Source organism: Nocardioides sp. NPDC006273 (assembly GCF_040613495.1).
Classification (GTDB): Bacteria; Actinomycetota; Actinomycetes; order Propionibacteriales; family Nocardioidaceae; genus Nocardioides.
Window position 1 is genome coordinate 23,815 of record NZ_JBEXSD010000052.1, and the last position, 21,078, is coordinate 44,892.

Here is a 21,078-nt window from a genome sequence, read left to right on the forward strand (position 1 = left end):
CGCCCGGCTCCACCTCAGCCGAGCGCCTCGCGCAGGGCGCTGAGGACGGTGTCGATCTCCTCCGGAGTCGTCGCCCACGAGGTGACGAACCGGACCTGGCCGCCGAGGCGGTAGAAGAGCACACCCGAGGCCTCGAGCCGGTCGGCGACCGCGTCCGGGACCTCGGCGAAGACCAGGTTGGCGTCGGGAGAGTTCACCAGCTTCACGCCCAGTTCGGTCAGCCCGGCGCAGAGATCGCGCATGCGCTCGTTGGCGTTGCGGGCGTTGCGGAGCCAGAGGTCGTCGGTGAGGTAGGCCAGCAGCTGGGCCGACTGGTAGCGCATCTTCGAGGTGACGTGCCCGCTGCGCTTGGTGCGGTAGACCAGCTCGTCCGCCGGAGCGTCGGAGAAGCAGACGATCGCCTCGGCCGAGAGGGCACCGTTCTTGGTGGCGCCCAGGGAGAGCACGTCCACGCCGGCTCGCCAGGTCAGGTCTGCCGGAGCGGCACCGGTGGCCACGACGGCGTTGGCGAACCGGGCGCCGTCGAGGTGCACCCGCAGGTCGCGGGTCTTCGCGATCGCGGTCAGCTCGGTGATCTCCGCGACCGAGTAGACGGTGCCGTAGTCCGAGGGTGAGGTCAGCGAGAGGACGGTCGGCTGGGAGTGGTGCGGGTCGCCCCAACGTACGCCGTCGAGGTGGGCCTGCAGCGCCTCCGGCGCCATCTTGTAGCCCTCGCCCGCGACGCCCGTCATCACCGCGCCGGCGGCCAGCAGCGAGGTCGCGCCGCCCTCGCTGGTCGTGATGTGCGCGGTCTCGTGGCACACCACCGAGCCCCAGGGCGGGGTCAGCGCGGAGAGCGAGAGGGCGTTGGCGGCGGTGCCGCTCATGACCGGGAAGACGCGGGCGGTGGGGTGCTCGAAGACCTCGCGCACCCGGTTCTCGAGCGCGGCGGTCACCTCGTCACCGCCGTAGGCGAGTGCGGAGCCGGAGTTGGCGTCGGCCATCGCCTCCAGGATCGCGGGGGAGACGGAGGCGGCGTTGTCAGAGCGCAGTTCGACGGTCACGGTCCTATTCTCGTCATGGCGGGTCCGCTCGCCTCCGGGAGGTCCGAAATCCCGTACGTACGCGATATATCGCTATGACAGAATGGCGGCTGTGACAACGCTGAGTGTGCTGGACGAGGTCACCTGGGCAGGTACGCCGGTGGCCGGCGAGCGGACCAGGGCGCTGCTTCGTGCCCTGGTCGAGGCCGGCCCGCGAGGCGCCTCCGAGGCCGCGCTGGTCGAGGAGATCTGGGGCCGCGAAGACAGCCCGGCCAACCCCGCCAAGGCGCTCCAAGTCGTGGTCTCCCGAGCCAGGTCGGCGACCGCCCCTGGCGCCATCGAGCGTACGCCGCGGGGCTACCGCCTCGGCCTCGAGACCGGTGACGTCGACGCCTGGTCGCTACGGCCGCAGGCATTGAGGCTGGCGGCGGAGAAGAAGTACGCCGAGGCGCTCCCGCTCCTCGAACGGCTCGACCGCCGCGACCCGGACGAAGCGGTCACCGAGGCACTGCTTCGTGCGGTCGCCGCGGTGCACGGTGCGCCGGCGGCGCTGGAGCGCTTCGAGGCGTACCGGTCCGGGCTGGCCGACGGACTCGGCGTCGACCCGAGCCCGCGGCTGCGAGCCGTCCATGCCGAGCTGCTCGCGCGCGACCGTCCGGTGCGCTCGGGGCTGCGTCACGACACAGATCTGCTGATCGGGCGCGAGCAGGACACCGCCGAGGTCTCCGCCCTGCTGAAAGGCTCGCGGGTCGTCACGATCCTGGGGCCCGGCGGGCTGGGGAAGACCAGTCTGGCCCAGGTGATCGCCCACAGCGCGGAGCAGCCCGTGGTCCATGTCGTCGAGCTGGTCGGTGTGACCGCGCCCGACGATTTGGTCAGCGAGGTGGGCTCGGCCCTCGGTGTGCGTGACTCGGTCGCCCGGCGCGACCGGCTCACCCCTGAGCAGCGGGCCGACGTGCGGTCGCGGATCGCGCAGCAGCTCGACGGCGCCCCGACCCTGCTCGTGCTCGACAACTGCGAGCACATCGTGACCGCCGTCGCCGACATGGTCGCCTTCTTGGTCGCCACGGTGCGCGACCTGACGGTCCTCACGACCTCCCGCAGCCCGCTCGCCATCGGCGCGGAGCGGGTCTACCCGCTCGGCCGGCTGGGGACGTACGACGGTCGTGAGCTGTTCCGGCGCCGCGCGGTCGCCGCTCGGCCCGGTGCTCGTCTCGACGAGGCCCGGGTCGACGAGATCGTCACCCGGCTCGACGGACTTCCGCTGGCGATCGAGCTGGCGGCGGTGAAGGTGCGCGCGATGGCGGTCGACGACATCGCGCGGCGGCTGGAGAACCGGTTCGAGCTGCTGCGCGGGGGCGACCGCAGCGCTCCCGATCGCCACCAGACCCTCATCGCGGTGATCGACTGGTCCTGGAACCTCCTCGCCGAGCGCGAGCGGCGGGCGATGCGCTGGCTCTCGGTCTTCCACGACGGGTTCACTCTCGCGGCGGCCGAGGCGATGCTCGGCGCCGACACCTTCGCCGCGATCGAGGAGCTCGTCGACCAGTCGTTGCTGACGGTGGTCGACGCGCCGGCGGCGTTCCGCTACCGCATGCTCGAGACCGTCCGGGAGTTCGGTCGGATGCAGCTGATCGACGCGGGTGAGGACACCGCCGCCCGTGCGGCGCAGCGCGCGTGGGCGGGTGCGTATGCCGACGCGGGGTCGAGCCGGCTCTACTCGCCCGAGCAGTTCGACGCCATGGACGACCTGCGCGCGGAGGAGAGCAACCTCGCCGACATCCTCCGCCAGGTCCTGGCCGATGACGAGGCCGAGTCCGTGATCCGCCTGTTCTGTGCGGTCGGTGTCTTCTGGACCATCGCGGGCGAGCATCAGCGCGTGATCATGCTGTCCGGGCCGATCTCCGAGCTGCTCGAGGAGTGGGCGCCGCCTCCCGAGCTGCGGGAGAAGACGCGACTCGTCCTGGCGCTGCTGCTCTTCGGCGCGGCCGTCACCGGTGGCACCGGTCTGGAGCGGTTGATGAGGATCCTCGACCGGGTCGGCGCCGAGGCCGCCGATCCGCAGCTCAGGGTCATGCTCAAGGTCATGGTGGCGATGGCCGGCACCGCCCAGACCCGGGCCGACGAGCCCCAGCGGCTGCTGGAGGACGAGCTGACCGACCTGGTCGCCGACCCCGACCCGGAGGTGCGCGCCCGCGCCTACACGTTCCTCAGCCACGAGCGGGAGAACCTCGGCGATCCCGAGGGTGCGGTCGCTGCCGGCGTGGAGGCGCTGCGCCTGACCGGCTCCGAAGGCGGGCCCTGGCCGCGCGCGATGCTGCACGCCCAGCTCAGCGGTCTCTACGCCCAGCTCGGCCGGCTCGAAGAGGCCGCCCACCACGCTCGCGAGGCCGCACCCGTCCTGCGCCGTCTCGGCGCCGACGACGACCTCGTCCAGACCCAGGCGATCCTGGTGACGTACGCAGTGGAGCAGGGCCACCTCGAGGAGGCCGCCGAGATCCTCGCCGAGCTCACCGACGAGCAGCCTCACGGTGGCCTCGGATCCCGCGGCGCCGTCCACGGCGCCCGGGCCCAGCTCCTCCTCGCCCAGGGACGGGTCGGCGAGGGGCTGACCCTGTTTCGTGAGGTGGTGGAGACGATGGGTGAGCTGCCGTTCCCGGGATTCAGCGACGATCCCGACCTGACGCCGTGGCGGGTCGCGGCCGAGGCGGTCGCGCTGGTCGGCTGTGCACGCCACGGCGAGGGGGCCGATGGCGCCGACCTGTTCGAGGCCTTGATGGCGAAAGCGCCGCGTCTGGTCTCCGCGGAGCGCCGGTCCCAGGACTTCCCGGTCACGGGCATGCTGCTGCTCGCGCTGGGCCTGTGGGGCCTGCTGCGCGACACGCTGCCGCGCGAGGAGTCGGTGCGGCTGGTGGTGCTGGCCGACCGGTTCGGCTACTCCCGATCGTTCCTGGACATGCGCTGGGAGCCCGCGGTCGCCGACGCGGCGCGGCTCGCGCCCGGCGTACTCGAGCGGGTCACTGAGGAGTACGACGAACGCCGCGGGCCCGCCCTGCTGGACGAGGCCCGCAGCGTCATCGCACGGATGGCCTGAGGACCGTCAGAGCTTCTTGCTGTAGGTCCACACCGAGAGCGGCGCAAAGATCGCGACGACCGCGGTGCAGCCGACGAGCGCCCACACGACGCTCAAGGTGAGGTCGCCGGCGTTCATCAGGTCGCGGGTGGCGTTGATGACCAGGGTGACCGGGTTGACGCCGACGAAGGCCTGCAGCCACTCCGGCATCGTCTCCTTCGGTACGAAGGCGGGGGAGAGGAAGGTCAACGGGAACATGATCATCATGCCCAGGCCCTGCACTCCGCCCGCGGTCTTCAAGACCGTGCCGAGCCAGGTGAAGATCCAGCTCAGCGACCAGCCGGCGAAGATGGTCAGCGCCCACCCGGCGAGCACCCCACCGACGCCGCCACCGGGCCGATAGCCCATCAGCAGGCCGACCACGATGGTCAGCGTCGCCGCGATCCCGTAGCGGAGCAGGTCGGCGACGGCGGGTCCGGCCAGCGGTGCGATCCGGGCGATAGGGAGCGCCTTGAACCGATCGAAGACACCCTTGTCCATGTCCTCGCGCAGCTGGGTGCCACGAGCCATCGAGGCGGTCAGCGCGGTCTGGGCCAGGATGCCGGTGATGATGGTCGGCAGGTAAGACTGCACGTCACCGGAGATCGCGCCGCCGAAGATGTAGGCGAACATCGCGGTGAACAGCAGCGGCTGGATCGTGACGTCGAAGAACTGCTCGGGGTTGCGCATCATCTTGATGTACGCCCGGCGGGCCATGGTCAGCGTCTGGCTGACCGTCTCGCCGATGCTCGGGTGAGCCCTGAGCGGGCGGTCGGCGACGGCGTAGGTGGAGATCAGTGCAGCCATCTCAGGCCACCTCCTCGGTGCGGATGTCGTCGTCGGTGGACTGAGCGCGGTCGGCGTCCGCAGGGTTCTCCGAGCTCGTGGTGCCGTGGCCGGTCAGGGCGAGGAAGACCTCGTCGAGGGTCGGCTGCTGCACGTTGGCAGTGGTGATCGAGATGTCGGCGTGGCGAAGGCCGATGAGCACGTCGGCGGCTCGGTCGGCGTCCGCCAGCGGCACGTTGACGCCGCCGGCCTCGGGCGTGAGCACCGGACGGTCGCCGGTCACTGTCTCGACCACGGCGGCTGCGGTGGCGATCTGCGTCTTGTCGCTCAGCCGAAGGTGCAGCGTGGAGCTGCCGACGGAGGTCTTGAGCTCCTCCGAGGTGCCTTCGGCGACCTTGACGCCACGGTCGATGACCGCGATCCGGTCGGCGAGCTGGTCGGCCTCGTCGAGATACTGGGTGGTCAGCAGCACCGTGGAGCCGCCGGCCACCAGCGTACGGATGGTGTCCCACATCTGGCCCCGGGTGCGGGGGTCCAGGCCGGTGGTCGGCTCGTCGAGAAAGATCAGCGGCGGTCGGCTCAGGAGCGAGGCGGCGAGGTCGAGGCGGCGGCGCATGCCGCCGGAGAACTTCGAGATCTGCCGCTTGGCGGCCTCTTCGAGGCCAAAGGACTCCAGGAGCTCCGCCGAGGCCGCGCGGGCGGCCTTGCCGGACATGCCGAGCAGGCGGCCGAACAGGACGAGGTTCTCGGTGGCGGTGAGGTTCTCGTCGACGGAGGCGTACTGCCCCGTGACGCCGACGAGCTGACGCACCTGATGGGGGGACGCCTTGACGTCGACCCCGAAGATCTCCGCCTCGCCGGCATCGATCGGGAGCAGGGTCGCGAGCATCTTGAGCGTCGTGGTCTTGCCGGCGCCGTTGGGGCCGAGCACGCCGAAGACCTCGCCGCGGCGGATCTCGAGGTCGATCCCGTCGACCGCGGTGAAGTCGCCGAAGGTCTTGACCAGACCAGTGGCCGATACGGCCAGTTCGGTGTTGGTTGTCATGCGCCCAGGGTGTGGGCCGGCGGTTTCAGGCCGCCTTCACCGTGGTTTCACGACTCGGGCTCGGGGTTTCAAACGGGCCCAGTCAGCGGGCGGCGTCGAGGCGGGCGAGGACGTCGTCGAGGTCGTCGCCGACCACCAGGGTCTCGGCGGGGGAGCCGTGCAGGAATCCTGCCGCGGCGATGCGCTCCATCATCTCCACGAGCGGGTCCCAGAAGCCGTTGACGTTGAGGAGGCCCACCGGCTTGCCGTGCAGCGACAGGGTCTGCCAGGTCCAGACCTCGAAGAGCTCCTCGAGGGTGCCGATCCCGCCGGGGAGGGCGAGGAACGCGTCGGCCCGCTCGGCCATGAGCGCCTTGCGCTCGTGCATCGTGTCGACCACGAGCGTCTGCATCCCCGGCGCACCTTCGACGCGACCCCACTCGCGCTCGACCATGAACCGTGGGATCACGCCGAAGACCTTCCCGTTGCCGTCGATCGCACCCTGGGAGATCTGGCCCATCAGGCCACCACCACCGGCTCCGTAGACCAGCTCGATCCCGCGCTCTGCAAGGTCCCTGCCGACCTCGTAGGCACTCTCCGAGAGCGCGGGATCGTTGCCGTCGCGGGACCCGAGGAAGACCGCCAGGTGCTTGATCATGCGGCAGAGATTAGTCGTCCGTGATCGGCTGGTTGGTCAACGCGCGGAAGCGGTCGTAGATGTCCTTGTCACCGGAGACGGCGATGCCCTCGTCGTCACGGCGACGCCAGAGCGAGGCGACCAGGTCGGCTGCGGTGCCGGCCACGACGGCGTCCGGCTCGGTGCCGGCGGGGAGCGACTGCTCGGCCACGACGCTGAGGTCGGGCTCGTTCTCCAGGTTGTCGCCGCCGGGGCCGGTGCCGGAGACGAGCCCGAGCTGGACCCAGGTGTGGGTGTCGGTGTCGACGGCGTCGATCCGCACGTACTGGTCGCTGCCCGCGAAGGTCGCCCACTCGGGCTTGCCGCCGTAGAAGATGTCGAGGACCTCGTCGATCCCGTCGGCTGCCAGGGCCGGGTCGATCGGCGTCACGGCGCCGGCGGTGAGCTCGGCGTCGAGGCGGTGGATGAGGATCTCGTGGGCCTGTCGGCGGTAGGTGAAGCCAGCGGTCTGCTCGTGCGACCACGACCAGGTGGGCTCTTCCGGCCCGGTCTTCTCCAGGGTCGCCACGAACTCGGCGTTGATCTCGTCGAAGTAGTCGAGCAGATCCTGGTAGGTGGCCTCGGTCGGCCGCTCGGGCTCGTCGTAGGTCTCCTCGGTCGGTGCGGTCGGGCGGGTCTCCAGGACGTACGTCCAGAAGTGCTGAACCTCGCCGGCGACGTGCCAGAGCAGATCGGCGGCGGTCCACTCAGGAGCGGTCGGGACCGGGGTTGCGGGGTCTGTGTGCGCGAGCGCCGAGCGGAAGAGCGCCGACTCCGACCTGATGTGGTCGAGGTAGGCGGTGGGGTTGAGACGGGTCATGGGGCGAACACTAGGTGTTGGTGTCTCAGGGGGCGAACGGGTTTTGCATGAGGCATACAGTTGAGCGTATGGTCATGCATATGACGAAGAAGCGCGTCGCCGTCGCCGGTGCCAGTGGATATGCCGGAGGTGAGCTGCTCAGGCTGCTGCTGGCCCACCCCGAGGTGGAGATCGGTGCCCTGACCGCCGCCTCCAGCGCGGGCAAGATGCTGGGCAGCCTCCAACCACACCTGGTCCCGCTGGCCGACCGCGTGCTGGAGCCCACCAACCCCGAGACCCTGGCCGGTCACGACGTCGTCTTCATGGCCCTGCCGCACGGTGAGTCCGGGCCGATCGCAGCCGGCCTCGCCGACGACGTGGTCGTGATCGACTGCGGCGCCGACTACCGACTCGCCGACGCCGAGACGTGGACGAGGTTCTACGGCACCGACCACGCCGGGACGTGGCCCTACGGGCTGCCCGAGCTGCCTGGTCAACGGGCGGCGCTCTCCGCGGCCAGCCGGATCGCGGTGCCGGGCTGCTTCCCGACCGTCTCCACCCTGGCGCTCGCCCCGGCGGTCGAGGCCGGCATCATCGAGCCCGAGGTCGTCGTGGTCGCCGCCACCGGCACCAGCGGCGCCGGAAAGTCCTCCAAGCCGAACCTGATCGGTGCCGAGGTCATGGGCAACGTCAGCGCCTACGGCGTCGGCGGCGTCCACCGGCACACCCCCGAGATCGTCCAGAACCTCTCCGCGCTGGTCGACGGCGAGGTCTCGGTCTCGTTCACCCCGGTCCTGGTGCCGATGCCGCGCGGCATCCTGGCGACCTGCTCGGCCAAGCTCGCCGGGAGCGTGACCGCGGCGGATGCGCGTGCGGTCTACGAGAAGGCCTACGGCGACGAGCCCTTCGTCCACCTGCTTCCCGAGGGCCAGTGGCCCCAGACGCAGGCCGTGCTCGGCTCCAACGCCGTCCACCTGCAGGTGACGGTCGATGAGGCCGCCGGGCGGCTGGTCGTCGTCGGCGCCGAGGACAACCTCGCCAAGGGCACCGCCGGGGGAGCGATCCAGTGCATGAACCTCGCGCTCGGTCTCGAGGAGACCACCGGGCTGAGCACGGTTGGAGTGGCCCCGTGAACGAGCGTCAGCGAGTGAACCACAAGACCCTCACGTCGCCGCGTCCGTATTCTGGCGCTTGCGCTACGGGGGTGGCGGCGTGAACTTCGAGCTCGAGACCGTCGCGCACGAGCCCGGTAGGCCCGATCCCGCCAAGGCCCGCACCCTCGCCGGCGCGCTGCCGTGGCTGATGGAGTATCACGGCAAGATCGTCGTGGTGAAGTACGGCGGCAACGCCATGACCGACGACAAGCTCAAGCGTGCCTTCGCCGAGGACATCGCCTTCATGCGGTTCGCCGGCTTCAAGCCGGTGGTCGTGCACGGCGGTGGTCCGCAGATCTCCTCGATGCTCGACCGGCTCGGGATCGAGTCGGAGTTCCGGGGCGGGCTGCGGGTGACCACGCCGGAGGCGATGGACGTCGTACGCATGGTCCTGGTCGGCCAGGTCCAGCGCGAGCTGGTCGGGCTGATCAATGAGCACGGGCCGCTGGCCGTCGGGCTCTCGGGCGAGGACGCCGGACTCTTCACCGCCGAGCCGGCCAGCACCGTCGTGGACGGCGAGGAGGTCGACCTCGGCCAGGTCGGCGAGGTCGTCGACGTACGTCCCTCGTCGGTCCTCGACATCATCGAGGCCGGCCGGATCCCGGTGGTCTCCAGCGTCGCCCCCGACGCGGACGGGGCCATCTACAACGTCAACGCCGACCGCGCCGCCTCGGCTCTCGCGGTCGCGCTGAAGGCCGAGAAGCTGCTCGTGCTCACCGACGTCGAAGGCCTCTACCTCGACTGGCCCGACCCCGAGGAGGTCATCGGCGAGATCAGCCCCGAGGCGCTGGAGGGCATCCTGCCCGACCTCGCCAGCGGGATGATCCCGAAGATGAGCGCCTGCCTCGAGGCGGTCAAGGGTGGCGTCAAACGAGCCACCGTCGTCGACGGTCGCGAGGAGCACGCCGTGCTGCTGGAGCTGTTCACCGCCGAGGGAGTGGGCACCCAGGTGCTCCCCGGCGTCACCACCAAGACCCGCAAGGCAAGGGAGCTGGACCGATGAGCACGTACGGAGAACGCTACGCCGGCGCGCTGATGAACACCTTCGGCGCGCCCAAGCTGGTCCTCACCCGAGGCCAGGGGGCCCATGTGTGGGACGAGGACGGCAAGGAGTACGTCGACCTGCTGGCCGGCATCGCCGTCAACGCCCTCGGCCACGCCCACCCGGCGCTCGTCGCCGCGGTGACCTCGCAGCTGGAGTCCCTCGGCCACATCTCCAACTTCTTCACCTCCCACCCGCAGGTCGAGCTGGCCGAGGCGCTGCTCGCCCGGGTCCCGGGAGGCGAGAGCGGACGGGTCTTCTTCACCAACTCCGGCACCGAGGCCAACGAGGCCGGCTTCAAGCTGACCCGGCGCACCGGGCGCAAGCACATCGTGGCTGCCCACGGCGCCTTCCACGGCCGCTCGATGGGTGCCCTCGCGCTGACCGCCAAGGAGGCCTATCGGACACCGTTCGAGCCGCTGCCGGGCGATGTCACCTTCGTCCCGTACGGTGACGCCGAGGCGCTGGCGGCCGCGGTCACCGACGAGACCGCGGCGATCATCCTGGAGCCGATCCAGGGCGAGGCCGGCGTCATCGTCCCGCCCGCCGACTACCTGGCCTCCGCGCGAGCGGTGGCCGACGAGCACGGCGCCCTGCTCTGGCTCGACGAGATCCAATCCGGTCTGGGCCGCACCGGCCGCTGGTTCGCCCACGAGATCTCCGGCATCACCGCCGACATCGTCACCCTCGCCAAGGGCCTCGGCGGCGGCTTCCCGATCGGCGCCTGCATCGGCCTCGGCCGTGCGGCGACGCTCCTCGAGCCCGGCAACCACGGCACCACCTTCGGTGGCAACCCGGTCGCCTGCGCCGCGGGCCTCGCCGTGGTCGAGACCATCGAGACCGAGGGCCTCCTCGAGCACGTCACCGTGCTCGGGCAGAAGCTGCGCGACGGTCTCGCGGCCGACCCTCGGGTCGCGCGGGTCGATGGAGAGGGTCTCTTCATCGGGGTGGTTCTCGCCGGTCTCGACTCGGGCGCTGTCGCTGCCGCAGCGCTCGAGGCCGGCTTCATCCTCAACAACGCCACACCCGAGCGGATCCGGATCGTGCCGCCGCTAGTGCTCACCGAAGACGACGCCGAGAGCCTTCTGGCCGCCTGGCCGTCGATCCTCGACGCAGCCCAAGAGACGGGGGCGAAGTGACCAGGCACTTCCTCCGCGACGACGACCTCACCCCGGCCGAGCAGGCCGAGGTGCTGGCGCTCGCGGCGGCGATGAAGCAGGACCCCTTCGCCGCCAAGCCGCTCGCCGGACCGGTGACCGTCGCGACGATCTACGACAAGCCGACCCTGCGGACCCAGGCCTCCTTCTCGTCCGGGATCGCCGAGCTCGGTGGCCACTCGATGCTCGTCGACGGCCGTCTCGCCGGGATCGGCGAGCGGGAGTCGGTCGCCGACGTCGCTCGGGTGCTCGGCCGGCAGGCCGGCGAGATCGTGTGGCGTACGTTCGCCCAGTCGAGCATCGAGGAGATGGCGGCGTACGCCGGAGCGCCGGTCATCAACGCACTGACCGATGACTTCCACCCATGCCAGCTGCTCGCCGACCTGTTGACGATTCAGGAGCACAAGGGATCGTTGGCGGGTCTGACCGCGGCCTTCCTGGGAGACGCCGCGTGCAACATGGGCAACTCCTGGGCGCTGGCCGGAGCCACCGCCGGGATGCACGTGCGGTTCGGGGCGCCGGAGGGCTACGCGCCCGACGCCGACGTGCTGGTCCGGGCGAAGGAGATCGCCGAGGAGACCGGCGGCTCGGTCACGGTGACGCCCGACCCCGTCGCGGCGGCTGCGGGGGCCGACGTACTCATCACCGACACCTGGATCTCGATGGGCAAGGAGAGCGAGGCGGCCGCCCGGCTCGCGGTCTTCTCGCCCTACGCGCTCACCACCGAGCTGATCGGCCATGCCGACGACGACGCGGTCGTCCTCCACTGCCTGCCCGCCTACCGCGGCAAGGAGATCGATGCCGAGGTGCTCGACGGTCCGCGCAGCCTGGTGTGGGACGAGGCGGAGAACCGGCGCCATGCTCAGAAGGCGATCCTGGCCTTCCTGTGGGAGCGGAGATGACTACTCACGAAGCCCAGCGGCCGGCGACCAAGGGAGCGCGCCAGTCCCTGATCGTCGACATCATCTGGAGCATCGAGATCAAGTCGCAGACCGAGCTGGCCGAGGCGCTGCTCTCGCACGGCGTCCACGTCACCCAGGCGACGCTCTCGCGCGATCTGGACGAGCTCGACGCGGTGAAGGTGCGGGCGGCCAACGGAGCTCTCGTCTACGCGATCCCCGGCGAGGGTGGCGACCGCAGCTCGGTGGCGCCGGGGGAGTCCGCCAGCGGCCGAAGCAAGCTCGGTCGGCTCGCCCGCGAGCTCCTGGTGAGCGCGGACGGGAGCGCCAACCTGGTGGTGCTGCGTACGCCTCCGGGGGCTGCGCAGTACTTCGCATCGGCCGTCGACCGGGCGGACTATCCCGACATCCTCGGCACCATCGCCGGCGACGACACCGTGCTCGTCATCGGCCGCGAGCCCCAGGGCGGAGCGGCGCTCGTCGACCGTTTCCTCGGCCTCGCCGGCAAGACCCCAGACATTCAATAGATTTCTAAGCAAGGAGCAACATCTCGTGAGCAAGGTACTGACCTCCCTCCCCAAGGGCGAGCGCGTCGGCATCGCCTTCTCCGGAGGTCTCGACACCTCCGTGGCGGTCGCGTGGATGCGCGACAAGGGCGCGGTGCCGTGCACCTACACCGCTGACATCGGGCAGTACGACGAGCCCGACATCTCTGGTGTGCCGGACCGCGCGATGGCGTACGGCGCCGAGATCGCCCGCGCCATCGACATCAAGCCGCAGCTCGTCGAGGAGGGCCTGGCCGCGCTCGCCTGCGGCGCCTTCCACATCCGCTCCGGTGGCCGCGCCTACTTCAACACCACCCCGCTCGGCCGTGCCGTCACCGGCACCATGCTGGTCCGGGCCATGCAGGCCGACGACGTCAACATCTGGGGCGACGGGTCGACCTTCAAGGGCAACGACATCGAGCGGTTCTACCGCTACGGCCTGATGGCCAACCCCGAGCTGCGGATCTACAAGCCGTGGCTCGACGCCGACTTCGTCCACGAGCTCGGTGGACGTCACGAGATGTCGGAGTGGCTGGTCGCCCACAACCTGCCCTACCGCGACTCGACCGAGAAGGCCTACTCCACCGACGCCAACATCTGGGGCGCCACCCACGAGGCCAAGACGCTGGAGCACCTCGATGTCTCGCTGGAGACCGTCGAGCCGATCATGGGCGTGAAGTTCTGGGACCCCTCGGTCGCCATCGAGACCGAGGACGTCTCGATCAGCTTCGTCGAGGGCCGCCCGGTGGCGATCAACGGCAAGTCCTACGCCGACCCGGTGGAGCTGGTCTACGAGGCAAACGCGATCGGCGGCCGCCACGGCCTCGGCATGTCGGACCAGATCGAGAACCGGATCATCGAGGCGAAGTCCCGCGGCATCTACGAGGCGCCGGGGATGGCGCTGCTGTGGGCGGCATACGAGCGGCTGCTCAACGCGGTGCACAACGAGGACACCATGGCCAACTACTACAACGAGGGCCGCAAGCTCGGCCGGCTGCTCTACGAGGGCCGCTGGCTCGACCCGCAGGCGCTGATGGTGCGCGAGTCCATCCAGCGCTGGATCGCCTCGCTGGTCTCCGGCACGGTCACCCTGCGGCTGCGCCGCGGTGAGGACTACACGATCCTCAACACCGAGGGGTCGCACTTCTCCTACCACCCCGAGAAGCTCTCCATGGAGCGCGTCGAGAACGCCGCCTTCGGCCCCGTCGACCGCATCGGCCAGCTCACCATGCGCAACCTCGACATCGCCGACTCGCGCTCCAAGCTCGAGGTCTACGCCGGGCACCCCCTCGACCAGGGCACCGTGCTCGTCGAGCACGGCACCCTCTTCGGCGAGCTCCCCGCCGGTGGCTTCGACCGCATCGCCGCCACCGACGGTAAGCCGCTCCCGGCCGCCCTCCCTGTCGACGGACCGGTCCTGGACGACTCGTTCCTGGACGAGGCGGCGCTCGAGGCCGGGAACGACTGATGTCGAACACACCTGCCAACACCACCAACGAGGGCAAGCTCTGGGGCGGCCGGTTCGCCGGCGGTCCTTCGCCGGAGCTCGAGGCGCTCTCTCGCTCGACGCAGTTCGACTGGCGGCTGGCGCTCTACGACATCGCCGGGTCGCACGCCCACGCCAAGGCGCTGGGGGCTGCCGGGCTGCTCACCGGCGACGAGGAGAACGAGATCCACCGTGGTCTCGACGTGCTCGCGGACCGGTTCACCGCCGGCCGGCTTCTTCCGGCCGACTCCGACGAGGACGTGCACGGCGCTCTGGAGCGGTTGCTGATCGAGGAGATCGGCCCGGACGTGGGCGGCAAGCTGCGGGCCGGGCGCTCGCGCAACGACCAGATCGCCACTCTCTTCCGCAGCTACCTGCTCGACCACGAGAGGGTGCTGCGTGGGCTCGTGCTCGACCTCATCGACGCACTCGCCGCTCAGGCAGACGAGAACATGGGCGCGATCATGCCGGGGCGTACACACCTCCAGCACGCACAGCCGGTGCTGCTCTCGCACCACCTGATGGCCCATGCCTGGTCGCTGCTGCGAGACGTCGACCGGCTCGAGGACTGGCGCGAGCGGGTGATCTGCGACTCGCCCTACGGGTCCGGGGCGCTCGCGGGCCAGTCGCTCGGGCTCGACCCCGAGCTGGTCGCCTCCGAGCTCGGCTTCACCGGCTCGAGCGCCAACTCGATCGACGGCACCGCCTCGCGTGACTTCGTGGCCGAGTTCGCCTACGTGTGCGCTCAGATCGGCGTCGACATCAGCCGGATCGCCGAGGAGATCATCCTGTGGGCGACCAGGGAGTTCGACTTCGTCACGCTGCACGACTCCTGGTCGACCGGGTCGAGCATCATGCCGCAGAAGAAGAACCCCGACATCTCCGAGCTGGCCCGTGGCAAGGCCGGACGCCTGGTCGGCAACCTGACCGGGCTGCTGACGACGCTGAAGGCGCTGCCGCTGGCCTACAACCGCGACCTGCAGGAGGACAAGGAGCCGGTCTTCGACTCCCTGGACACCCTCGAGGTGCTGCTTCCGGCCTTCACCGGCCAGGTCGCGACGCTGGTCTACAACACCGAGCGGATGGCCGAGCTTGCCCCGCAGGGGTTCTCGCTGGCCACCGACATCGCCGAGTGGCTGGTCCGGCAGGGCACCCCCTTCCGGATCGCCCACGAGCTGGCCGGCGCCTGCGTCCAGGCGGCGGAGAAGCGAGGCGTGGAGCTTGCCGAGCTCACCGACGAGGAGTTCGCCACGATCTCGCCGGCGCTCACCCCCGACGTACGCCTCGTGCTGACCATCGAAGGATCGGTCGCCTCCCGCGACGGCCGTGGTGGCACCGCACCCGACCGGGTCACCGAGCAGCTCGCCGAGCTTCGGTCCAAGTCTGCCGAGTTCCGTCCGTCGTAGTGTCTCTCGCCGATCTGTTGAACCAGCGCTCCGAGGTAGCCGCTCCGCGGCTCCTCGGGGCGAGGTTGTCGTACCACGGGGTGAAGGTCCGGCTGACCGAGGTGGAGGCGTACGCGGCCGACGACCCCGGCTCGCACGCCTTTCGGGGCGAGACGAACCGCAACCGGGTGATGTTCGGCCCGCCCGGGCGGCTGTACGTCTACTTCACCTACGGGATGCACCACTGCGCCAACCTCGTCTGCCACCCGCCTGGTGAACCCGGTGGGATCCTGTTGCGCGCCGGTGAGGTGATCGAAGGGACCGAGACTGTGCGGGAACGTCGCGGACCGGTCCGCGACGCCGACCTGGCCCGGGGACCGGCGCGGCTGTGCTCGGCTCTCGGGATCGACCTCACGATGAACGGGACCGGCGACTTCGAGGTGGATCTCGCGCCGGAGGAGACCTGGTCGCGGATCGACGTCGCCGCTGGTCCCCGGGTCGGGCTCCGCCTCGCCGCCGAGCGTCCCTGGCGTTTCTGGATCGCAGGGGATCCGACGGTCTCCCGCTACCGGCCGGCGAAGAAGCTCTGAGAGCTCGTCGGACGGGCCGATGTCCGTCCACAGGCTCGGTTCGGACCGAGGTTGTCCACAGGCAGCGCGGTGCCGGGCAGAACTGTCGGCTCCCCTGACCAGGATGATGGTCGGAGGTGATCGAGATGACGGTCGCAAGGGTAGAGAAGGAGCCATCGCCGGACGATGGCGGACGCGCGGGGCGTGCCGAAGGCCTGGCCACGGTCAACGAGGTGCGGCTGATCGGCCGGCTGTCGCTGGCCGCGGAGGAGCGGGAGCTGCCGAGTGGTGACCAGCTGACCGCGTTCAGGGTGGTCGTGAACAGGCCACGCGACAAACGCCGGGGGAGTCGGGTGCAGATCGACGCGCTCGAGTGCCACACCTGGATCGCTCGGGTGCGGCGTGCGGCGATGACCTGGCAGGTGGGAGACGTCGTCGAGGTCAACGGCTCCCTGCGCCGCCGGTTCTTCAAGACCGGCGGACGACTGCAGTCGATGACCGAGGTGGAGGTGCTGTCGGCCAGACGGGTCAGCCGAGCCGGCGCCGCGACCAGGCAGGCCAGCTAGTCGATGGCTCGGCTAGTGCCGAGTCTTCTCCAGACGCGCGGCGTCGAGAAGACGGATGAGCACCCCTGGGTGCGGCTTGGGCTGGAACGAGGTCGCCTTCTCCGGGAGCAGCTGCCCGACCGAGGCGGAGGAGAGGATGGTGTCGAACGTCGGCGCCGCCAGCAGCACGGCGACGTCGCGCCCCGGGCGGGCCCGCTTGAGAGCGGCATCGACCTGGTGAGCGTGCAATACCCGAGACGGCTGCCGGCGCAGCTCCGGAAGGACCCGGTCGTGCAGGTAGCCGACGTCGCCGGTGGCAGGGCTTTCGGAGGTGTCGACCTCGAGCGTGGCCCAGCCACGGCCGTCGCTGACCACGATGACGCCGGGTCCGAGCCTGCCCAGGGCGGCCTCCCGCCCACCGGCGGTCCACGTCGCGCCGACGGCCTCGGCTGCCGCTCGAAGATCGCGCAGGTTCACCCCGGCGAGCACCCGGTGGATCGCGCCCAGCTGCAGCGGGGTGTCGTCCTGGTCGATGAGCATCGCCAGACCGAAGTCCGTCGCGGCCGCGTCGCCGGGCTCGGCCGGCCCCTGGAGCTGGGCGTAGGCCGCGTAGCGGTGGTGGCCGTCGGCGATCAGCGCCTGCTCGGTGGACCAGGCGGCGCGCAGCTGCCCGATCACTGCCTCGTCGGTGATCGCCCAGACACGGTGGTGCTGGCCGCCGTGGTCGTCGTACTGCTCGTGGGGAGGGTTGCTCTGCACGCGGTCGAGCAGCTCGGCGACGCCGTCGGGCGCGTGGTAGGTGAGCAGGATCGGCGCCGGGTGCACCCGCATCTGACGCATCCTGGAGGCCAGCTGATCGGCCTGAGCGGTCCGTACGCCCTCGTGGGGCAGCACGGCGGCTTCACCGGGCTCGTCGGTGCGGTGCGAGACGTCGAGGATCCCGACGACGCCACGCACCGTGATCCCGGCTGCGGTGTACTCGTGCAGGTAGAGCGCGGCGTCGCGGTGCTCATACAGATCCCCACGGGCCAGCCACGAGCTGATCCGGGAGGTGACGCCGCGATAGGGCCGGGAGTAGAGCCGTGCCGAGGTCGGGTCCCCGATCCGCGAGGGCGCCAGGGAGAGCGCTCGAAAAGGCTCCAGACGCAGCGGACGGCGGAGGTACGGCGCCCTCACCACACCTGCATCGTCCATCCCCACATCGTAGGGTCACACTGGTCCCATTCGTCGCACCCCCGACTCAGAGTGAGGAACTTAGTGTGCTGACCGACCATCAGTTGAAGGGCTCAGACCGAGCGCTCGCCGCGGTCCACGACGTCGCGATGCTCGACCTCGACGGCGTGGTCTACATCGGCGGGGCCGCGGTCCCGCGAGCCGCCGAGTCGCTCGCGGCGGCGCGTGAGTCCGGTCTGCGTCTGGCGTTCATCACCAACAACGCTGCCCGGCCGCCGGCCAAGGTGGCCGAGAACATCCGCAACCTGGGGATCGAGGCGAGCGCCGAGGACGTCGTCACCTCGGCACAGGCCGCCGCGCACGTCTTGGCCGAGCGGCTCGCTCCGGGCACGAAGGTGGTCAACCTGGGTGCCGCCGGCCTGCGCGAGCCGCTCGAAGCCGCCGGACTGGTGCCGGTGGCCGTCGACGAGGACGCCGAGGCGATCGTCACCGGGTACAACCCCGACCTGCTGTGGAAGGACATCCTCCGTGCGGCCGTCCGGATCAAGGACGGACTCTTCTGGGTCGCCAGCAACACTGACATGACCTTCCCGGCCGCCTATGGGATCGCGCCGGGCCATGGCGTCCTGGTCGACACCCTGCGCCGCTTCTCGGGGGTCGAGCCGATCGTCGCGGGCAAACCTTCGCGCCCGCTGCTGGAGGAGACCATTCGGCGCACCGAGGGCGAGCATCCGCTGATGGTCGGCGACCGGCTCGACACCGACATCGAAGGCGGCCGCAACGTCGATGTCGACACGCTGCTGGTGCTCACCGGCGTGACCGGGCTCGAGGACCTGGTCGCGGCCGCGCCGCATCAGCGCCCGACGTACATCGCCTCCGACCTGGGCGGGCTGCTGGAGGCCCACTCCGCGCCCGAGATCGAGGGCACGACCGCGCGGCTGGGCGGCTGGGCGGCAGAGGTACGCGACGGCGACCTGCGCGTCACGGGCCAGGGCAGCGTCGACGACTGGTGGCGGGCCGCTGCGACCAGCGCCTGGGCGCACCTGGACGAGACCGGGGCAGTGGTGGCGCTCGGCGCACAGGCCACGCCGCCTCGCTCGGATGCTGACGGCGAGACGGTAGTCTCGGGCTCATGAGCGAGCAGCACTTCGACGAGACTCCGGCCCCGGCCGGATTGGGCGGCGCCGGCGCGGCGCCGCACACCGGTGTCGCCCGCGTCGACGCGGTCCTCGAGACTCTCGACCGGCTCGAGGAGCTGCCGCTGGCCGAGCACGTCGGCGTCTTCGAGGCCGCTCACACCGAGCTGCGTCGCGCCCTGGACCCCGACACGGGCGCCCATGACGCGATGGCCCGGATCGCCTCGGCGTCCGGTGAGCCCCAGCCGACCGACCAGCCCTGAGAGGCGAGCGCATGCCTCCTCGCCGCCTGCGCCTCGACGCCGAGCTGGTCCGACGCAAGCTGGCCCGATCTCGCGAGCACGCCAGCGAGCTGATCGCCGCCGGCCGCGTCACGGTCTCAGGCAACCGCGCCACCAAGCCGGCCACGGGTGTCACCACCGACGTCGCCATCGTGGTGACCGAAGACCCCGGCCGACCCGACTTCGTCTCCCGCGGCGGCCACAAGCTCGCCGGTGCGCTGGCCGCGTTCGAACCGCTCGGTCTCTCGGTCAAGGGCCGCCGGTGCCTGGACGCCGGCGCATCGACGGGCGGCTTCACCGACGTACTGCTCCGCAACGGCGCCAGCCAGGTCGTCGCCGTCGACGTCGGCTACGGCCAGCTCGCCTGGCGCCTGCAGCAGGACGAGCGGGTCGTGGTCCATGACCGGACCAACATCCGCGACCTCTCTCCCGAGCTGGTCGGCGAACCCGTGGACGTCGTCGTCGGCGACCTGTCCTTCATCTCACTCGAGCTCGTCCTCGACGCGCTGATCCGAGTCACCAGCCCTGAGGGCGACCTGGCGCTGATGGTCAAGCCTCAGTTCGAGGTCGGCAAGGACCGTGTCGGGAAGGGCGGCGTGGTGCGCGACCCGGTGCTGCGGGCGGAGGCGGTCAACGCCGTCGCCGCTGCCGCTGCGAGACGCGGCTGGGGTGCCCGCGCGGTCACGACCAGCCCGTTGCCCGGCCCGTCGGGCAACGTGGAGTTCTTCCTCTGGCTGCGCCGCGGCGAGGCCACTGTCAGCGAGACCGAGATCGAGGAGGCCGTGCGCGAGCAGCGTGGTCTGGAGAGCCCCGGCACCGGGGCTGTGTCGGTGCCGTCTGAGAGGGTTGATCCGTGAGCGAGCGTCAGCGAGTGAGCCAACGGGCCAACACGTCGCCAGATCCGTATTCTGGCGCTGGCGCTACGGAGGTGGCGACGTGACCGACGCCGATGCCTCCGCTGTGGACCCAAGCCCGGTAGATCCAGGCCCGGTGGAGCCGGCCGAGGTGCGGCGTGTCCTCATGCTCATCCACACCGGGCGGGAGGAGGCCCGCGATGTCGCCCTCGCCTGTGCCAAGTCGCTCGCGGTCCACGGGATCGTGGTCAGGATGCTGGCTCGTGAGGCCGGCGACCTGGGCATCGACCCGGGTGCCTATCAGCCGGCGATCGAGCTGGCCCTCGACGAGCAGGAGGCCAGCAGAGACTGCGAGCTGGCGCTGGTGATCGGTGGCGACGGCACGATCCTGCGTGCTGCCGAGATCGTCCAGCCCCACCGCACCCCGGTGCTCGGGGTCAACCTGGGACACGTCGGATTCCTCGCGGAGGCGGAGTACGACGACGTCGAGTCGACGATCGAGGCGATCGTGCAGCGCCGTTACACCTCCGAGGACCGCCTCGCGCTCGAGGTCAGCGTCTTCGAGGACGGCAACAAGGTCTTTCGTACGTTCGCGGTCAACGAGGCCAGCGTCGAGAAGGCGGCCCGCGAGCGGATGCTCGAGGTGGTCGTCGAGATCGACGGCCGGCCGCTGTCGAGGTGGGGCTGCGACGGCGTCGTCTGTGCGACCCCGACCGGCTCGACGGCCTACAACTTCTCCGCCGGTGGCCCGGTCGTGTGGCCCGGCGTCGAGGCTCTGCTGCTGACCCCGATCAGCGCCCACGCGCTCTTCGCGCGGGCCATGGTGGTCGCGCCGACCTCGGTGCTGGCCGTGGAGGTCATCTCGCGCGCCGACGGTGCCGGGGTGCTCTGGTGCGACGGTCGGCGCTCCTACGACCTGGGCCCCGGCGCCCGGATCGAGGTCACCCGGGGGGTGGAGCCAGTCAGACTCGTACGCCTGCACCAGGCCCCGTTCACGGATCGTCTGGTGCGGAAGTTCGGACTGTCTGTGGAGGGATGGCGAGGCGCCGCGGAAAGGCGTCCGTTCAGGATGAACGGAGGCGAGCATGCTTGAGGAGATCAGGATCTCCGGACTCGGGATCATCGAGTCCTCGACCCTGGAGCTCGGACCAGGACTGACCGTGGTGACCGGTGAGACCGGCGCTGGCAAGACGATGATCGTGACCGCGCTCGGGCTGCTGCTCGGCGGCCGCGGCGACGCCGGCGCGGTGCGCAAGGGCAAGAAGGCGGCCCGCGTCGAGGGTGTCATCGACGCCCGCTCGCTGCCAGCCGTCATCGACGCGACCGAGGAGGCTGGGGGAGAGGTCGAGGAGGGCCGCGTCCTCGTGGCCCGCACGGTCGCTGCCGAAGGCCGAGCGCGGGCGTACGTCGGGGGAGCGACCGTCCCGGTCGCC

21 protein-coding genes are annotated in these 21,078 nt (G+C 70.7%); 15 read left to right on the forward strand and 6 right to left on the reverse strand.

Going from position 1 to position 21,078, the window contains the following annotated elements; translation table 11 throughout:
• Nucleotides 1-14: 14 nt before the first annotated feature.
• The gene (locus tag ABZZ22_RS20380; protein ID WP_354934973.1) at nucleotides 15-1,043 is read right to left on the reverse strand and encodes an aminotransferase class I/II-fold pyridoxal phosphate-dependent enzyme; all 1,029 of its coding nucleotides are present in this window, start codon (nucleotides 1,041-1,043) and stop codon (nucleotides 15-17) included.
• A gap of 91 nt (nucleotides 1,044-1,134) precedes the next feature.
• Here ABZZ22_RS20380 and ABZZ22_RS20385 point away from each other — a divergent pair, with 91 nt between their 5' ends.
• Nucleotides 1,135-4,116, forward strand: coding sequence for an AAA family ATPase (locus ABZZ22_RS20385; protein WP_354934976.1), 2,982 nt, complete (start codon nucleotides 1,135-1,137; stop codon nucleotides 4,114-4,116).
• 6 nt (nucleotides 4,117-4,122) lie between these two features.
• On the opposite strand, the gene ABZZ22_RS20390 is transcribed toward ABZZ22_RS20385, so the two are convergent.
• From ABZZ22_RS20390 to ABZZ22_RS20405, 4 genes are all read right to left on the reverse strand, one after another.
• A complete protein-coding gene (locus ABZZ22_RS20390; protein WP_354934979.1) occupies nucleotides 4,123-4,941 on the reverse strand; it encodes an ABC transporter permease in 819 nt (272 codons plus the stop codon).
• Nucleotide 4,942: 1 nt separating this feature from the next.
• Nucleotides 4,943-5,965, reverse strand: coding sequence for an ATP-binding cassette domain-containing protein (locus tag ABZZ22_RS20395; RefSeq protein ID WP_354934982.1), 1,023 nt, complete (start codon nucleotides 5,963-5,965; stop codon nucleotides 4,943-4,945).
• An 82-nt stretch (nucleotides 5,966-6,047) separates the two neighbouring features.
• Entirely contained in the window at nucleotides 6,048-6,602 is a 555-nt protein-coding gene (locus ABZZ22_RS20400; protein WP_354934985.1) for a TIGR00730 family Rossman fold protein, read from the reverse strand.
• 10 nt (nucleotides 6,603-6,612) lie between these two features.
• The gene (locus ABZZ22_RS20405; RefSeq protein WP_354934988.1) at nucleotides 6,613-7,440 is read right to left on the reverse strand and encodes a maleylpyruvate isomerase family mycothiol-dependent enzyme; all 828 of its coding nucleotides are present in this window, start codon (nucleotides 7,438-7,440) and stop codon (nucleotides 6,613-6,615) included.
• Nucleotides 7,441-7,520: 80 nt separating this feature from the next.
• Here ABZZ22_RS20405 and argC point away from each other — a divergent pair, with 80 nt between their 5' ends.
• The 9 genes from argC (at nucleotide 7,521) to ABZZ22_RS20450 (ending at nucleotide 16,222) form a co-directional block, all read left to right on the forward strand.
• Nucleotides 7,521-8,552: an N-acetyl-gamma-glutamyl-phosphate reductase gene (gene argC, locus ABZZ22_RS20410; RefSeq protein ID WP_354934991.1), complete on the forward strand. Its 1,032-nt coding sequence runs from the start codon at nucleotides 7,521-7,523 to the stop codon at nucleotides 8,550-8,552.
• 169 nt (nucleotides 8,553-8,721) lie between these two features.
• Nucleotides 8,722-9,576, forward strand: a complete 855-nt coding sequence (argB, locus tag ABZZ22_RS20415; RefSeq protein WP_246321827.1) for an acetylglutamate kinase — start codon at nucleotides 8,722-8,724, stop codon at nucleotides 9,574-9,576.
• Complete coding sequence (locus ABZZ22_RS20420; protein ID WP_354934994.1) at nucleotides 9,573-10,754, forward strand: acetylornithine transaminase; 1,182 nt, start codon at nucleotides 9,573-9,575, stop codon at nucleotides 10,752-10,754. Before argB ends, ABZZ22_RS20420 begins: the two co-directional genes overlap by 4 nt.
• Nucleotides 10,751-11,674, forward strand: coding sequence for an ornithine carbamoyltransferase (gene argF / locus ABZZ22_RS20425; RefSeq protein WP_354934997.1), 924 nt, complete (start codon nucleotides 10,751-10,753; stop codon nucleotides 11,672-11,674). Before ABZZ22_RS20420 ends, argF begins: the two co-directional genes overlap by 4 nt.
• On the forward strand, nucleotides 11,671-12,198 hold the full coding sequence (locus tag ABZZ22_RS20430; RefSeq protein WP_354935000.1) for an arginine repressor: 528 nt from the start codon (nucleotides 11,671-11,673) through the stop codon (nucleotides 12,196-12,198). The genes argF and ABZZ22_RS20430 overlap by 4 nt, the downstream gene beginning before the upstream one ends.
• Before the next feature lie 25 nt (nucleotides 12,199-12,223).
• The gene (gene argG, locus ABZZ22_RS20435) at nucleotides 12,224-13,684 is read left to right on the forward strand and encodes an argininosuccinate synthase (RefSeq protein WP_354935003.1); all 1,461 of its coding nucleotides are present in this window, start codon (nucleotides 12,224-12,226) and stop codon (nucleotides 13,682-13,684) included.
• Nucleotides 13,684-15,108 (forward strand): argininosuccinate lyase, encoded by a 1,425-nt coding sequence (argH, locus tag ABZZ22_RS20440; protein WP_354935006.1) that lies wholly within the window; start codon nucleotides 13,684-13,686, stop codon nucleotides 15,106-15,108. The genes argG and argH overlap by 1 nt, the downstream gene beginning before the upstream one ends.
• Nucleotides 15,108-15,677, forward strand: coding sequence for a DNA-3-methyladenine glycosylase (locus tag ABZZ22_RS20445; RefSeq protein WP_354935009.1), 570 nt, complete (start codon nucleotides 15,108-15,110; stop codon nucleotides 15,675-15,677). The genes argH and ABZZ22_RS20445 overlap by 1 nt, the downstream gene beginning before the upstream one ends.
• Before the next feature lie 125 nt (nucleotides 15,678-15,802).
• Complete coding sequence (locus ABZZ22_RS20450) at nucleotides 15,803-16,222, forward strand: single-stranded DNA-binding protein (RefSeq protein ID WP_354935012.1); 420 nt, start codon at nucleotides 15,803-15,805, stop codon at nucleotides 16,220-16,222.
• A 12-nt stretch (nucleotides 16,223-16,234) separates the two neighbouring features.
• Here the strand turns inward: ABZZ22_RS20450 and ABZZ22_RS20455 are convergent, their stop codons facing one another.
• The gene (locus tag ABZZ22_RS20455) at nucleotides 16,235-17,395 is read right to left on the reverse strand and encodes a DUF1015 family protein (RefSeq protein ID WP_354935015.1); all 1,161 of its coding nucleotides are present in this window, start codon (nucleotides 17,393-17,395) and stop codon (nucleotides 16,235-16,237) included.
• Nucleotides 17,396-17,460: 65 nt separating this feature from the next.
• On the opposite strand from ABZZ22_RS20455, the gene ABZZ22_RS20460 reads away from it, so the two are divergent.
• The 5 genes from ABZZ22_RS20460 to ABZZ22_RS20480 form a co-directional block, all read left to right on the forward strand.
• On the forward strand, nucleotides 17,461-18,510 hold the full coding sequence (locus ABZZ22_RS20460; RefSeq protein ID WP_354935018.1) for an HAD-IIA family hydrolase: 1,050 nt from the start codon (nucleotides 17,461-17,463) through the stop codon (nucleotides 18,508-18,510).
• Nucleotides 18,507-18,773, forward strand: coding sequence for a hypothetical protein (locus tag ABZZ22_RS20465; RefSeq protein ID WP_354935021.1), 267 nt, complete (start codon nucleotides 18,507-18,509; stop codon nucleotides 18,771-18,773). Before ABZZ22_RS20460 ends, ABZZ22_RS20465 begins: the two co-directional genes overlap by 4 nt.
• A gap of 11 nt (nucleotides 18,774-18,784) precedes the next feature.
• Nucleotides 18,785-19,648 carry a TlyA family RNA methyltransferase gene (locus ABZZ22_RS20470; RefSeq protein ID WP_354935024.1) on the forward strand — a complete coding sequence of 288 codons (864 nt, stop codon included), beginning with the start codon at nucleotides 18,785-18,787 and terminating at the stop codon, nucleotides 19,646-19,648.
• A 148-nt stretch (nucleotides 19,649-19,796) separates the two neighbouring features.
• Nucleotides 19,797-20,738, forward strand: coding sequence for an NAD kinase (locus tag ABZZ22_RS20475; protein ID WP_354935031.1), 942 nt, complete (start codon nucleotides 19,797-19,799; stop codon nucleotides 20,736-20,738).
• Nucleotides 20,731-21,078: AAA family ATPase (locus ABZZ22_RS20480; RefSeq protein WP_354935027.1), on the forward strand; the 348-nt coding region annotated here is incomplete at its 3' end. The genes ABZZ22_RS20475 and ABZZ22_RS20480, both read left to right, overlap by 8 nt.

Coding starts and splice junctions, on each gene's coding strand:
- ABZZ22_RS20390 (WP_354934979.1), bottom strand. CDS start 4,941: ATGGCTGCACTGATCTCCACCTACGCCGTCGCCGACCGCCCGCTCAGG.
- ABZZ22_RS20395 (WP_354934982.1), bottom strand. CDS start 5,965: ATGACAACCAACACCGAACTGGCCGTATCGGCCACTGGTCTGGTCAAG.
- ABZZ22_RS20400 (WP_354934985.1), bottom strand. CDS start 6,602: ATGATCAAGCACCTGGCGGTCTTCCTCGGGTCCCGCGACGGCAACGAT.
- ABZZ22_RS20405 (WP_354934988.1), bottom strand. CDS start 7,440: ATGACCCGTCTCAACCCCACCGCCTACCTCGACCACATCAGGTCGGAG.
- argC (WP_354934991.1), top strand. CDS start 7,521: ATGACGAAGAAGCGCGTCGCCGTCGCCGGTGCCAGTGGATATGCCGGA.
- argB (WP_246321827.1), top strand. CDS start 8,722: ATGGAGTATCACGGCAAGATCGTCGTGGTGAAGTACGGCGGCAACGCC.
- ABZZ22_RS20420 (WP_354934994.1), top strand. CDS start 9,573: ATGAGCACGTACGGAGAACGCTACGCCGGCGCGCTGATGAACACCTTC.
- ABZZ22_RS20430 (WP_354935000.1), top strand. CDS start 11,671: ATGACTACTCACGAAGCCCAGCGGCCGGCGACCAAGGGAGCGCGCCAG.
- argH (WP_354935006.1), top strand. CDS start 13,684: ATGTCGAACACACCTGCCAACACCACCAACGAGGGCAAGCTCTGGGGC.
- ABZZ22_RS20450 (WP_354935012.1), top strand. CDS start 15,803: ATGACGGTCGCAAGGGTAGAGAAGGAGCCATCGCCGGACGATGGCGGA.
- ABZZ22_RS20455 (WP_354935015.1), bottom strand. CDS start 17,395: ATGGACGATGCAGGTGTGGTGAGGGCGCCGTACCTCCGCCGTCCGCTG.
- ABZZ22_RS20465 (WP_354935021.1), top strand. CDS start 18,507: ATGAGCGAGCAGCACTTCGACGAGACTCCGGCCCCGGCCGGATTGGGC.
- ABZZ22_RS20470 (WP_354935024.1), top strand. CDS start 18,785: ATGCCTCCTCGCCGCCTGCGCCTCGACGCCGAGCTGGTCCGACGCAAG.